The organism is Leptolyngbya sp. PL-A3, from assembly GCF_039962325.1.
In the GTDB taxonomy this organism is placed as follows: Bacteria; Cyanobacteriota; Cyanobacteriia; order Elainellales; family Elainellaceae; genus Vacuolonema.
The window spans coordinates 27,241-42,029 of the sequence record NZ_JAMPLB010000027.1 but is presented as its reverse complement, the minus strand read 5'-3'; the positions used below and the strand labels follow the sequence as shown (position 1 = coordinate 42,029).

The 14,789-nt window shown below is 44.2% G+C and carries 8 protein-coding genes; all 8 read left to right on the top strand.

The genetic code is table 11. The features are described from left to right. Nucleotides 1-13: 13 nt before the first annotated feature. The 8 genes from NDI52_RS19590 to NDI52_RS19555 all read left to right on the top strand — a co-directional run bounded on the left by NDI52_RS19590 (nucleotide 14) and on the right by NDI52_RS19555 (nucleotide 14,779). Nucleotides 14-4,558 carry a non-ribosomal peptide synthetase gene (locus NDI52_RS19590; RefSeq protein ID WP_190775743.1) on the top strand — a complete coding sequence of 1,515 codons (4,545 nt, stop codon included), beginning with the start codon at nucleotides 14-16 and terminating at the stop codon, nucleotides 4,556-4,558. A gap of 82 nt (nucleotides 4,559-4,640) precedes the next feature. Continuing rightward, a complete protein-coding gene (locus NDI52_RS19585; RefSeq protein ID WP_190775744.1) occupies nucleotides 4,641-5,615 on the top strand; it encodes a class I SAM-dependent methyltransferase in 975 nt (324 codons plus the stop codon). Between the two features lie 35 nt (nucleotides 5,616-5,650). Beyond that, nucleotides 5,651-6,556, top strand: a complete 906-nt coding sequence (locus tag NDI52_RS19580) for a cupin-like domain-containing protein (RefSeq protein ID WP_190775745.1) — start codon at nucleotides 5,651-5,653, stop codon at nucleotides 6,554-6,556. Between the two features lie 43 nt (nucleotides 6,557-6,599). Beyond that, the gene (locus NDI52_RS19575; RefSeq protein WP_190775746.1) at nucleotides 6,600-7,586 is read left to right on the top strand and encodes a glycosyltransferase family 2 protein; all 987 of its coding nucleotides are present in this window, start codon (nucleotides 6,600-6,602) and stop codon (nucleotides 7,584-7,586) included. A gap of 98 nt (nucleotides 7,587-7,684) precedes the next feature. Beyond that, a complete protein-coding gene (locus NDI52_RS19570; RefSeq protein WP_190775747.1) occupies nucleotides 7,685-9,517 on the top strand; it encodes a CocE/NonD family hydrolase in 1,833 nt (610 codons plus the stop codon). Between the two features lie 26 nt (nucleotides 9,518-9,543). Then, nucleotides 9,544-10,593 carry a sulfotransferase domain-containing protein gene (locus NDI52_RS19565; protein WP_190775748.1) on the top strand — a complete coding sequence of 350 codons (1,050 nt, stop codon included), beginning with the start codon at nucleotides 9,544-9,546 and terminating at the stop codon, nucleotides 10,591-10,593. 821 nt (nucleotides 10,594-11,414) lie between these two features. Continuing rightward, complete coding sequence (locus tag NDI52_RS19560) at nucleotides 11,415-12,206, top strand: ABC transporter ATP-binding protein (RefSeq protein WP_190775749.1); 792 nt, start codon at nucleotides 11,415-11,417, stop codon at nucleotides 12,204-12,206. Continuing rightward, complete coding sequence (locus NDI52_RS19555; RefSeq protein ID WP_190775750.1) at nucleotides 12,203-14,779, top strand: ABC transporter permease; 2,577 nt, start codon at nucleotides 12,203-12,205, stop codon at nucleotides 14,777-14,779. Before NDI52_RS19560 ends, NDI52_RS19555 begins: the two co-directional genes overlap by 4 nt. Nucleotides 14,780-14,789: the final 10 nt, after the last annotated feature.

The following is a 14,789-nucleotide window of genomic DNA, read 5'->3' as shown; positions in this document are numbered from 1 at the left end:
GAGGGGAGACTTTATGAAACCCATTAGTGAATTGCTCACTCATCTTCATAGCTTAGACGTGAAACTTTGGGTTGATGATAATAGCCTCCGCTATGATGCTCCCCAGGAGATTCTGACGGCTGATCTGTTGGAGCAGATGCGGGAGCGGAAAGCGGAAATCCTCGCTTTTCTGCAGAGCGGATCCACGGTTATACATTCTGATTCTGCACCAATCTTACCCGTCTCCCGCGATCAAGAGCTTCCACTATCCTTTGCTCAGCAACGTCTTTGGTTCCTAGAACACATGGAACCGGGTAAGCCTACTTACTGTATTGCTGTTGCATACCGTCTAAGCGGTTCGCTCAATGTACCTGCCCTAAAGCAAAGCCTGGAGACCCTGGTTCAACGCCATGAAGTCCTCAGAACCGCATTTCCTTCTATAAATGGGCAACCCGTCCAAACCATTTCTTCAGAAGGCTTCACTCTGACAGCTTTAAACCTACAGGAACTTCCTCCCGATCAGCAGGAGGCTGAAGCTAGCTTACAGCTTAACCAGGAAGCTCAACGGTCCTTCGATCTACAGCGAGGCCCATTGTTTCGTGCCAAGCTACTAAAGCTTGCTGAACAGGAGCACATTCTACTCCTCAACATGCATCACATGATTTCGGATGGCTGGTCATTTGACATCTCCTTCCGAGAATTAGCAGATCTTTATGTAGCATTTATCAACCATCAGCCTGCCCCACTTTCCAATCTCCCCATTCAATATGCTGACTTTGCGGTTTGGCAGCGCTACTGTCAAGGGCACATCCTCCAGTCTCAGATGAACTACTGGAAACAGCAGTTGAACGGCCCCCTTCCTGTACTCCAGTTACCCACAGACTATCCACGTCCCCCTGTTAAGACCTATCAGGGAGCCTGCTACTCCCTAAAACTCCCCAGAGGTTTAACACAAGCTCTCAAGACTCTGAGCCAACAACAGGGCACAACCCTTTTTATGACGTTGTTGGCGGGCTTCCAGATTTTGCTCTTTCGTTACTCTGGGCAAGCAGACATAGTCGTGGGAACACCGATCGCAGGACGTAACCAACCCGAGATTGAACGCCTAGTTGGATTTTTTGCTAATACCCTGGCGTTGCGTACCGATCTCTCCGGTGATCCCAGCTTTCGCGAATTGTTAGAGCGTGTTCGGAAAATTGCATTGGATGCCTATACCCATCAAGATTTGCCCTTTGAAAAATTATTAGAGGAATTACAACTGGAACGGGATCCCAGCTATACGCCTCTCTTCCAGGTCATGTTTGTTCTCCAAAAACCATCTCAACAAGCATGGCAACTACCAGAATTAACGCTCACTCCATTAGAAATTCATACACGTACAGCAAAGTTTGATCTAACCCTCGAACTTCAAGAGACGCCAGAAGGCATCAAAGGGCAATTTGAGTACAGCACCGACCTATTTCGGGCTACCACCATAGCCAGGATGGCCGGGCATTTCCAAACGTTGCTGGAAGGTATTGTCGCTAATCCCGATCAATCCATCTCACACGTCCCTCTACTAACACCTGAGGAACAGCATCAACTATTAGTGGAATGGAATCAGACGCAGAGGGATTATCCCAGGGATATGTGCATCCATCAGCTCTTTGAGGCTCAGGTAAAAAATACCCCAGATGCTATTGCCATTGATTCCCAACAGCAGCAACTAACCTATCAAGAACTGAATAGCCGTGCCAATCAACTTGCCCACTACTTACAGGAATTAGGGATAGGCCCTGAGGTACTGGTGGGAATTTGTGTAGAGCGATCGCCCCTCATGATAGTCGCACTCCTTGGCATCCTCAAGGCAGGAGGAACTTACGTTCCCCTTGATCCGGCCTATCCTGCTGAACGCCTCGGGCTCATGGCAGAAGACACTCAAATACCTGTTCTTCTGACCCAAAAGTCCCTTATTGAGAAGTTACCTGCCGGTCGGGCACGTACTATTTGCCTTGATACAGAAGCTGCAATTCATCATCAGGACCAGGGGAACTGTCCATGTGAGGTATCAGCAAGCAATCTAGCTTACGTCACCTATACCTCTGGCTCGACAGGTCAGCCTAAAGGGGTTTGCATTACCCATCAAGGTGTTGTCCGTCTTGTTAAAGGTGTTGACTACGCAAACTTAGACTCAAACGAAACATTTCTCCAACTTGCCCCCATCTCGTTTGATGCTTCGACCTTTGAGATTTGGGGTAGTTTACTGAACGGAGCCAGGCTAGCGATTTTCCCTTCCTATATGCCCTCTTTAGAGGAGCTAGGCCAGGCTATTCAACACTACCAAGTGACAACGCTTTGGCTTACAGCGGGGTTGTTTCATTTGATGGTTGATGAACGGCTAGAGAACCTAAAATCTCTACGACAGTTACTAGCAGGAGGTGATGTTCTATCACTTCCCCACGTTCAGAAGTTTCTACAGCAAGTAGAAGGTTGCCAACTAATTAACGGCTACGGTCCGACCGAAAATACGACGTTTACCTGTTGTTACCGAGTTCCAAAATCGGGTGAATTGGGAAGTTCTGTTTCAATTGGTCGGGCGATCGCCAACACCCAGGTTTATATTCTTGACACGCATCTTCAACCTGTGCCAATTGGTGTACCCGGCGAGCTTTACATTGGGGGAGATGGTTTAGCCCGGGGGTATTGGAGTCGGCCTGAGCTAACAGAAGAAAATTTTATTCCTAGCCCCTTTGGCAAGGATCAGGGCAATTTTCGCTGGAAAGACCTAGCTCAGCAGCTATACAAGACAGGAGATTTAGCCCGTTATCTTCCCGATGGCAACATTGAGTTTCTGGGACGTATTGATAATCAAGTAAAAATTCGTGGCTTTCGCATCGAATTAGAAGAAATTGAAACTGCCCTTTCCCAACATCCTTTCATTATGCAGTCAATCGTGACTTACCAGAAGAATGCCTTTGAAGACAAACAACTCGTTGCCTATGCTGTTCTAAATAGTGTTGCCCAAAATTTCAACTCAACCCAAGCTTCAAGCCAACTACGGAATTTTCTGAAGCAAAAGTTACCCTACTATATGATTCCTTCGAAAATTTCCGTATTGAATTCCCTGCCCCTGACTCCTAATGGCAAAATAGATCGCCGTCTTCTACCTGTACTTAAGCAAAATGATTTGGACTTTGAAGAAACACTTGAAAATTCAGAGAATGAATTAGAACAGCAACTCACAAAGATTTGGAAAGAACTTTTGGGTATCAAGTCAATTGGGCGTCAGGATAACTTTTTTGAGATTGGAGGCAATTCATTTCTTGCAGTCCGTCTATTTGCTAAAATAGAGAGAATTTTTGGGAAAAACTTGCCTTTATCCACCCTCTTTCAATCAGCAACAATCCCGAGTCTAGCAAATACTATCCGTCAGAAAAACTGGTTAGACCCCTGGTCTTCAATAGTAACCATGCAGCAAGGGGATCCCTCTCTTCCTCCGCTTTTTTATATGCATGCAGGAGGTGCTAATCTCCTTGTCTATCGAGACTTAGCTTTACGGATGGGACCAAATCAACCAGTTTATGGATTACAGCCTAGAGGTCTCGATGGCAAGTACACTCCCGATACTCGCATAGAGGACATGGCAACTCATTATCTTGCCTTAATTAGAGCTCGCCAGCCAAGCGGACCTTATTTTTTTGCAGGGCTTTCGACAGGAGGATTGGTAGCTCTGGAAATTGCACAACGACTTCGTCAGCAAGGTCAGGAAGTAGCACTACTTGCATTATTAGATTCCTATGGTCCCAAATATCCACAATTACTGCCACCCGTGCCACGGTTCTTCTCAGTGTTGTGGTGGGTAATGTTTGATATAGGAATATGGCGCCATCTATTCAATTTAGGGCTTACTAAAATTCGACAAATATGGGCTTATATTCAAAAAGCATGGACAAACATAAAAATAGTTATTCTGGGTAGCGTCAAGAGCTTAGCTCGGCATGTGCTAAACCCTCAACAAATTATTTTTTTGAAACAGTTATGTAATTCAAAATTTCCTCAAAAGTCTTCCACGCAAATCGGGAACAAACAGGATAACACCGGTATAAATCAAGCAAAAGATCACAATGAAAATCACTTTATCGAAGATCAAGCCATTCATCGTGTATACATAATCCGTCAGAATCGAGCCGCATCTTATATATATCGTCATCATTCTAGCCATTTAAGCCATCTAGAAAAGCGTCTCAATTCCTGGGAGATTTTTCTTCTACAAAGATCTACAAAAGCTTATTACAGTAATATATTTCTCAGAACTTTGGCAAGTATTGCACTTCCTTTACCTCAAGCGCTCCAGAAAGTTCAAAAAGCAAACCTTCAGGCAGTCGATGACTATATACCTCAAATCTACCCGGGACGAGTAGTGCTTTTTAGAGCTAAGCAACAGCCTCCAGGCATTTATCTCGATCCATACTTGGGCTGGTCTGAGATCTTTATCAATGGAATAGAGATACATGAAATACCAGGAGTTCATCACACTATCATTGATTCTCCAATCCTAGCCGAAAAACTGAAAAATTATATGAGACTTTACCAGGATTAAAAATAATTACTACTTGGGAGTAAACTGTCAAATCGTAGAAAAGATTCAAGTAATAATCCAGGTTCAGAAGGCTAGATAAAATATGAAAAAACAATTGAAGAAAGCAATTAGAAGCCTACCTTATTTGAAAGGCATTTACGACCAATTAGACGATTATTCCAATCAAGTATCTATACTTACAAAACAACTGGTTGATCTGGAGGTACCTCCCGGACACTTCTATTCTCCAATTCCATCCTTCCAGGAAGTCCGATCTAAGGAAAAGGAGATTTTTGAAAATAGACCGAGAGAAATACCAGGCATTAACTTAAACGAGGAAAAACAATTGAAATTATTTGGGAGCTTTAAAGCATATTATGACGAGCAGCCATTTTCAAGCCACAAAGTAAAAGGTTTAAGATATTACTTCGAGAATTATTTATATCCATACTCTGACGCGATCTTTCTTTACTGTATGATGCGGCATTACCAGCCCCAAACAGTCATAGAAATTGGTGGATCCGGATATTCGTCATGTCTGATTTTAGATACGAACGAGCGTTTTCTAGATGAAAAATTAAGTTGTATTTGTATTGAACCACATCCAGAAAATATTTTCGCGTTACTTAATGAGAAGGAGGAAACAAAGTTCCAATTGATTCGGAAACATGTTCAAGATGTTGAACTTGAATACTTTCAACAATTATCTCATAATGATATTCTTTTCATTGACTCTACCCATATATCAAAAATAAATAGTGACGTTAATTATATATTATTTCAAGTACTACCTTCCCTAAAAAGTGGAGTTCTGATACATTTTCATGATGTCTTTTATCCCTTTGAATATCCCAAAGAGTGGGTCTATAACAAAAGAGTATGGAATGAAATGTACACGCTGAGAGCTTTCTTGCAATACAACAAAACCTTTGAAATTGAGTTTTTTAATACCTTCTTGCAATATTTTTACCATGATCTGTTTGTTGCCGAAATGCCTTTGTGTTTGAAAGGCGTTAATTATGAATGGAATGGTCACCATACTTGGGGTGGTGGAAGCATCTGGCTTAGAAAAATGTAATTACTAGCTATTTTGAGGAGTCTGGAAGTATCTATATGCTTAATGATCTAATATTTTCTGATCCTAAAGAGAGCTATACAATTCAACAGGTTTCTAGCTTGTCCTACGAGGAGTTTGTAAACCAATATTTGAAGCTATGTCAGCCTGTTATTATTAAAGACGCTACAGACCAATGGCAGGCACATGAGGCTTGGAGCTTTAGTTTTTTTAGAGACAAATACACTACTCAACGGATAAAAATTGATGGAAGAGCTTATAAGTTCTCAGAGTTTATAGATTTAGTCTTAAAGAAGGACGGTAAATCTCCTTATTTACGAGAAACAAACATACCCATCTTTTTCCCCGAATTGATGGAGTATTTGCAACCAGATATTTCCTATACGCTTCCAAATAGACTAAAAAATAAGCTTTTACCAAAAGTGCTGGAGCGATCCTGGGGAATGAGGAAGGGAATGGTAGAGCTTCTTATCGGAGGAGAGGGCTCAGGATTTCCTTTTTTGCACTATGACCTATTCAAAAGCCACGGTTTCGTAACCCAAATTTGTGGTGATAAGGAATTCTATCTCTATTCCCCTTCGGATTCAGAATATCTCTACCCGAAAAGTACTCAAAGGGATGTATCCTCGATTCAAAATATTGAAAATCCCGATTTACAAGAATTTCCTTTATTTGCAGAAGCTAAGCAGATTAAAGTGCTAGTTAGAGAGGGAGAAAGTATTTTTATTCCTAGTGGATGGTGGCATACTACCAAGGTAATTACTCCTTCAATAGCAGTGCTTGTTAATTTCATGAATGATGACAAGTGGACAAGCTTCATTCACGAATCCTACTGGTACTACCACAGTCATAAGCCTTTTAAGAGAGAAGCACTTAGAATCTATCTATATTTGATCGGTATTTTAATGTCATTTTACGAATGGTTCAGAAAACGCTTGTTCTAGCTTCTGCAAACTCAACAGTATTAGTATGAGGGTGAACCCAAGTATGGCCTTTGACACAACTATATTTAAAGAAATTCATGACAAGCTAGCGGATATACCCATATATGAAGTTCTATATTCTCCTATCGAACGGGTGCTCTATTCGAAACCATTCATCCTTAGATTTGATAGACCTAAGTCCTTTCCCCATGAGTCCAGAAGAATTTCAGTTGCAATTACTCATTATGAACGTCCCGAATTTTTAGTACGTACGCTTAAAAATATATTTCATGATCAACGGGTTTCTGAGATTGTAATTCTTGATGATGGCTCATCACAGGATACTTTTTTCAAGTGCGTTAACATCCTGAAAGATTTTTCCAGTAAAGTGAGGCTCTTTCGGAGAGAACAGAATCTTGGACCTTTCACGACAAGCATTCAAGTTTGTTCTTTATGTTCCAACCCTTGGTGTGTATTGCTAGACTCAGATAACACTATATTTAAAAATTACTTAAACACCATTTTTTCTCTAAATATATGGGATGAGAGAACTATATATTGCCCTGACTATGCCTTTCCTCATTATTCTTTTAAGGCTTATTCAAATTACGTTTTTAATTTTGATGATATTTGCCATTTACATCAGTCATCCAAAATATTGATTCACAATTTTCTATTTAGCTGTTTAATTAACGGAGGAAATTATTTCCTGAATTGCAAAACGTTCGTAATGACCTTACAACCCTACATGGTTCTACGTCCCTACGCGACTGATTCAATACTGAGAAATTATATATGGCTTTCTAAAGACAATAATTTGAGCATATTAAAAAATGCTTGGTACTATCACCGCGTTCATGCTGGAAGCAATTGGACATTGAATGCTAAGCAAGGTATTGCCGAATATCATATCTTAGCTAAGAAATTTGAAAAAAACCGTCGTGCTACTTTAAAAAACCTTCTTTCTAGCTTTAGAAGCTCTGACATGGTTAATCAGAATATTGAACGTGTTTCCTTGCATAGCGCTACACCTTCAGAAACGGGATGGTGAATTTAAGGAAGCTACACAAAGTACAGCTTTCCTTAAATTCACCTCTCTTAACTCAATTGTGTAAGGCTATCCATTCGAAGAGAAACAGAATCAACTTCATGGCATCCAAAGAACCGAAAAAAAACCTGAGTTCTAACTATCAAAACAATCCAAAATCAGGGTATAACGGATGGAGTCTAACTTCTCAATACATAACCGTTCGTGATGGAGTTAAGTTGGCAGCTGATATATTTCGGCCTGTTCAAGATAGAAAGATTATTAGCAATCCCTTACCTGTTATTTGGACTCACCATAGATATCATCGCTCATCTACAAAAGAAGCCGAATTGAATGAAAAATGTTGCTTCTTGAAGCAATTAATTATTTTGGCTAGGCGTTTAGTCAAGGAGGAAGCTAATCTTCAAACACAGTTAGATGTTACGCCATGGTTAGAAAGATTAATTAAGTGCGGCTATATTATCGGGGTTGTTGATGTTAGAGGAGGAGGAGCCTCCTATGGAACTTACACCAGTCCCTTTTCCAAAGAAGAAGCCAATGATGCCTATGACGTTACAGAGTGGTTTGCTGAACAAGTTTGGTGCAATAAAAATATTGGTATGTTTGGTGATTCCTATATGGGCATCACCCAGTACATGGCTGCGAGTACTATGCCACCCCACCTAAAGGTTATTTTTTCGGAAATGGCAGTATTTGATTTATACGAATTCACCTATCCAGGCGGTATCTTTCGTCACGACTTTGTTGCCAAATGGAGTAACAAAGTCAAAGAGTTAGATTCTAGCTTTTCTGTTGCTCCTGTTACTCAAGATAAGGATAGAAAGTGGCTTACTGAAGCCCTCCAAGAGCATAAAAAAAACAGAGATGTGTTTGAGATGTTTGAGAATTTACCCTATCGAAATAGCCAGGATAAGAAAACGAGAAGTATTCCTCAAATAACTCGAAGTCCTTCAAGCCATCTGAAGCAAATAAACCAATCAGGAGTTGCTATATTCCACTTGTCTGGTTGGCACGATATGTGGTGCCGAGATGCACTACTATGGTTCAACAATCTGAGCAATCCTCAAAAAATCGTTATTGGACCTTGGTCTCACAGCCAAAGGTATGATTTTGATCAAGCTGTAGAGCATTTACTTTGGTATGACTACTGGCTTAAAGGAATTGAAAACGGAACTATGGAGTCAGCACCAATTCGTTACTATACATTCAATGCTCCTAAGGGTAAAGAATGGCAAGTAGCTTGGACATGGCCCTTACCACATCAACAGCTAACTAAATACTACCTTCAGGGTGGACCCTCGGGAAGTATCGATTCCATCAATGACGGGGTGTTAACGACACAATCACCTCAAATAAAACATGGCTGGGATGATTACATCGTTAATTACACCACTACTTCTGGCAAAGCAACGCGTTGGACAAATGGCTATGGGGGAAATTTCGATTATGGGGATATGTCAGAGAATGATAGGAAAAGTTTAACTTACACTACCGCACCTTTAGCCAAGGCTCTACAAATAACAGGTCATCCTTTAATCCATCTTTGGATTACGTCAACAGCTAGTGATGGTGACTTCTTTGTTTATTTGGAGGACGTTGATAGACAAAAAGTTTCTAGATATCTTACAGAAGGTGCGCTGAGAGCATCTCACCGTGCCATTTCTACGCCTCCCTATAACAACTTTGGATTACCCTATCATCAAAGCTTTGAGTCAGAAATTATAACCTTATCAGACTATCCCACAGAACTTAACTTTGACCTGCATCCTATTTCTTATATATTTAAGGCTGGTCATCAAATAAGGTTGACTATTGCTTGTACTGATAAAGATAATGCTTTAACGCCAGAGCTTTCGCCGCCTCCAACTATTAGCCTTTACCGTAGTATCCACCACACATCATATATTACTCTACCGATTATTTCCGAAGATTAGAGCTCAAATGCTTTTAGGCATGGTTTATGAACAATATCCGGTTTGATACGTGGCCAGATGATTTGTTTCTGGTTTCTTATCCAAAATCTGGAAATACTTGGCTGAGATACCTATTTGGTCATTATATCTCTGGAGAAGAGTACCCTGATGTCAGTCAACTTATTCCAGATCTCTATGTAAATCTAGATGTAATTCTTAAACAGAAACAGAAACGATTAATTAAGAGCCATGAACCATTCCGAGATGAGAAACAACGAGTCTTCTATATTGTACGTGATGGTCAATACCTAACAATTCCTTACTCTAAGTATCCTCGTGTCATTTACATCGTACGAGATGGGCGAGATGTCGCAGTTTCCTACTATTTTTATATGCAAAGCCGAAAACTTATCCCTCTTGATATGCCTTTTGGAGACTATTTAAGGGCGTTTAATGCTAATCGAATAGATCATATAAGAGCATTTAATATCAATCAACCAGATCAATATTATAGTTGGAGCGATCATGTCCATTCGTGGCTAGATAATGCTTCTGAAAGTTTTTTATTGCTGAGATATGAAGATATGAAGGCAGATGCAGAAACCCAATTTTTACGATGTTTAGAGTTCGCTCACTTTCCCATTGAGATGGATCGGGTTAATTTTGCTGTTGAATGCTGTAAATTTGAGAACCTTCAGCAGCGAGAGCAAAACTGGTATAGCCAAAAAGGCAATGCACCTCTGTATCCATTCTTCCGTAAAGGTACCTCAGGGCAATGGCAAGAATACTTTACGGAGGAGATGTTGGAGATTTTCCTGGCTCGACATGGATCTGCTCTTGAACGCGTCGGTTATACCGACGTAGCCCTCGACTCTAGGAAGGTTTATGGGAACGTCAGAAGAGAACTAGAGCGGGTAATTGGATGCCAGGATAGAAAATACCTGGCTCTCAAACAAGAGGTTTCCCACCTACGACAGCAACTTGAGCAAGCACATGCTGTGATTACAGAGATAGAATCAAGCAAATTTTGGTTGATTCGTCGAGCCTGGTTTCAGTTGAGAAATTGTTTTAGAAAGATAAGACAAAGGTGCGGTTAAGCGAGTTACTTAATTCTGTTATAAATTTTTCTCAAAAACGGCCAATTGTCGTTAATATTTCATTCTCCATCTGTAACTACTCAAGTTTAGGCCTGCACCCTTTGCCCAGATTCAGAAACGTTGAACAACAGGCAATCAGCGCACGGGGAATTTGAAACAGGTTTCAGCTTTGGAAACTCTTCGCTATTAATTCGGTGAGCATTGCTGACAATTGCACATGCCTGAGCTTGGCGAAACACTCCGTAAGCCGAAACACTGGAATTAAACTGGAAGCAATCAGATCCTCAGTATGGCCCCTGGTTTCACACTGGGTGTTTGGTTTATGTCTCCAACCGGCAGTAGATAGGCATCTGGGAAAAAAGCTATTACTGAGGAATTTGCCAAAATATAGATCTAGCATGGAGGCTTTCATGAATGTCGATCGCATCTGCTGGAATTCGATTTTCGCTATTCCGTTTGAACTTCATGTTCTTGGGATCAAACGCCAACAGACAGCCAGTAGTAGTCTTTGCCTCTTGCCCTGACATTTCACTCAACCGTTGGCCGCTCGTCCTGTTAGAGATCCCAAGGCGATCGCCTTACCCATTGCTTTCTATGATGTACTCCTCTAGGCCGTACGAAGCCGATCCCATAGGCAGAACATACCGCTACATAGCTGCGATCGTCCTGGTGCAGTAACCATCACAAACGAGGCGAGCCCCTGGCAAATCTCGGTTTTCGTTGAGTTGAGCAGTGGGATGAGTGCTTGCCCGATGATCTACGTTAAGCTTTCTTAAGAGTCTTCCAGGAAGGCTTGCTTGAATCATTCTAACGGTGTCCCTATGTCGGCAAGTTCATGGTGGTCTAGTCTATTCACCTCCGCTAAACCCGCAATAACGCTCGAAACGCCATCTCCTGCACAAGGTGCCAGGGTTGAGCTAGCAGAACTTTGCAAAGAGTTCCAGGAAGGCGATGTCAAGCGAACGGTGCTCAACGGTATTAATTTGCAGTTTGAAACGGGAGAATTTGTCGTGCTGTTGGGGCACAGTGGCAGTGGTAAAAGTACACTACTCAACCTGGTTAGCGGTATCGATCAGCCTTCTTCTGGCACAATTCGCATCAACGACCTCGCTATTACCGAATTGGACGAAAAATCACGCACACTGTTTCGTCGCGATCGCATTGGGTTTGTCTTCCAATTTTTCAATCTCATTCCCACGTTGACTGTGCTGGAGAATGTGACCTTACCGCAGGAATTGGCCGGCAAGTCTCCTACCGTTGCCCGTCAATCGGCTCTCAATCTTCTCAATCAGGTGGGGTTGGGCGATCGCCTCGATACCTATCCGGATAAGTTGTCGGGAGGACAACAACAGCGCGTTGCGATCGCGCGTGCCCTGGCCCATGACCCGCAGGTAATTCTGGCGGATGAACCAACGGGCAATCTGGACGAAGAGACAGGGGAACGGGTGCTAGAACTGCTCTTGAATCTGACCCGCACCACCGGCAAAACCTTGATCATGGCAACCCATAATCCTGAGATTGCCCGTCGTGCCGATCGCGTCCTGCGCGTTCAAGATGGGCACTTAATTCCCGTGATTGTACATCCCGATTTGGCAGAGGAAGTGGTGGCATGACGATAGTTGTTTCCAATGCACCCCTCTGGCGTTTGGCGTGGCAACGGCTACGGCAGCGCCCATTGCAATACCTCCTCTGCATTTTGGGAATTGCTCTGGGTGTTGCCATGATGGTGTCGATTGATCTGGCAAATGGCTCTGCTCAACGTGCCTTTGCCCTCTCAACCGATGCCATTACCGGGCGTGCTACTCATCGGGTCGAGGCGATCGCCCCCACTGGAATCCCGGAAACCGTTTACACTGACCTGCACCGAGTAGCTCCCGCTATTCCCCTCGCCCCCATTGTGGAAGGCTATGTGCTGGCAGATGAATTGGGTTCTCAACCCATGCGCCTGGTTGGGGTCGATGTGCTGGCAGAATCCCCTTTTCGGAACTATTTTGGAGCTGAGGGAGAAAGCCTGGATGCCGCTTCAGTTCAGTTACTTACCAATCCTCAGGCGATCGTTCTGTCCCAAGATGTGGCAACTCAGTATGGCGTGGCACTGGGTGATATTCTCCATTTAGACATCGCCGGACAGCGCCGTACCGTCACGGTGGTTGCCCTCGTCCAAACGGACGACACCCTTAACCGTCGTGCCCTCAGCACATTACTCTTTGCCGACATCGCCACTGCTCAGGAAGTATTGGGGCAGGTGGGACGGCTGAGCTATATCGACGCGATCGCCCATTCCCCAACCGAGGTAGACGTAATTAAAACGGCTCTGCCTGCTGGCTTAAAGCTAGAAACAGCTGAAGCTCAAAAAAATGCAGTGCAACAAATGACGGCAGCTTTTGAGTTAAATCTCACCGCTCTGAGTCTGTTGGCACTAGTGGTTGGCATGTTCCTGATTTACAACACCGTCACCTTTAGCGTAGTGCAGCGTCGCCCTCTATTTGGGATCCTGCGCTGTATTGGAGCCACTCAGGGACAATTGTTTGCCCTGATTCTTGGAGAAGCCGCGCTGTTTAGTGTGATCGGTTCCCTATTGGGCGTGGGTTTAGGGATTGTTTTGGGACGTAGCATTGTTGGATTGATCACCCAAACGATTAATGACTTCTACTTTGTAGTTTCTGTTCAGCAAGTCACGCTGTCGAACGTCACGATCATTAAAGGGCTAATCATCGGAGTCGCTGCTGCCCTGTTTGCTTCTGCGTTACCTGCGCTGGAAGCGATGAGTACCACGCCAACGCTCACTTTGCAGCGATCGACGTTAGAGGGTAAAGTCCAGAAGCTTTTGCCCTTTCTCACGGTTGCCTGGGTTGGGTTCTCTCTGGCGGGAGTCGCCCTGCTGCGCTGGTCTTCTGGTGGATTAGTCGCCGCTTTTGCGGGGCTCTTTTCCGTGTTGCTGGGAGCTGCTTTGCTGGTTCCTCCCGCGATCTCCCTGCTAATGCAGGTGCTCGCGCCTGTGGGCTACCGTCTGTTTGGAGTGGTGGGGCGATTAGCTCCCCGGGATATCCTCCGCTCTCTCAGCCGCACCTCTGTAGCGATCGCCGCACTCATGGTGTCCGTATCCGTGATTGTTGGCGTGTCAGTTATGATTGGGTCGTTCCGGGGAACGGTGGTGCAATGGCTGGACCAAACCCTCCAAGCCGATATTTATGTCTCGCCACCCACAACGACGGCCAATCGAGTCCTGGGTAAGCTCGACCCTGAAGTGGCGGATGCATTGAAACAATGGGAAGGGTTGCGGTTCGCCGTCGGTTATAACGATGCGGATGTGCATGTAGCAGATTTTGGGCGGGACGCCAAGTTGATCTCAGCGGATGGCGATGTGTCCCAGGGGAAACGGCCCTACGCCTGGATTCGTCCTGAGCTAGAACCCGATCCCTGGAAAGCGCTGGACGCTGGAGAAGGCGTAATCATCTCCGAAGCCCTGATTCGTCGGGAAAATCTGCCCTCGCCGCCCCAGACCATCACCTTAGAAACGCCAAGGGGCGATCGCACCTTTCCGGTGTTAGCGGTCTTTTACGACTATTCCTCCGATCGCGGCACGATCATTCTAGATGATGACGTTTATATAAACCTGTGGCAAGACGATCGCATTGCCTCCCTGGGGCTGTTCCTGCAATCCGATGTTGATATTGAGGCCACAGTGAACGCGATTCGGGAGCAATTCCAGGGGCGGCAGGGTTTGCTGGTGCAATCGAATCGCAGTCTACGGCAGGGGTCGTTGGAGATTTTCGATCGCACCTTTGCTATTACCAGTGCCCTGCAACTGCTGTCGGTAGTAGTCGCCTTCATTGGAGTCCTTAGCACGTTGATGAGTTTGCAACTCGAACGAACGCGAGAACTGGGTATCCTCCGTGCCACTGGCATGACCCCGAATCAGTTAGGTCGGCTCACCCTATTGGAAACTGGATTGATGGGTACCCTGGCGGGCGTGTTTGCAATGCCGCTGGGCTTTGTCCTCGCCTGGATTTTGATTTATGTCATCAATGTTCGTTCGTTTGGTTGGACGTTGCAAATGGCACTCGAAGCCCGTTATTTCTGGCAAGCCTGGCTGGTTGCGATCGCTGCCGCTTTACTGGCAGGTCTTTATCCAGCTTTACGGTTGGGACGCATGAACATTGCCGCTGCTTTGAGACAAGAGTGAGGAGATCAAG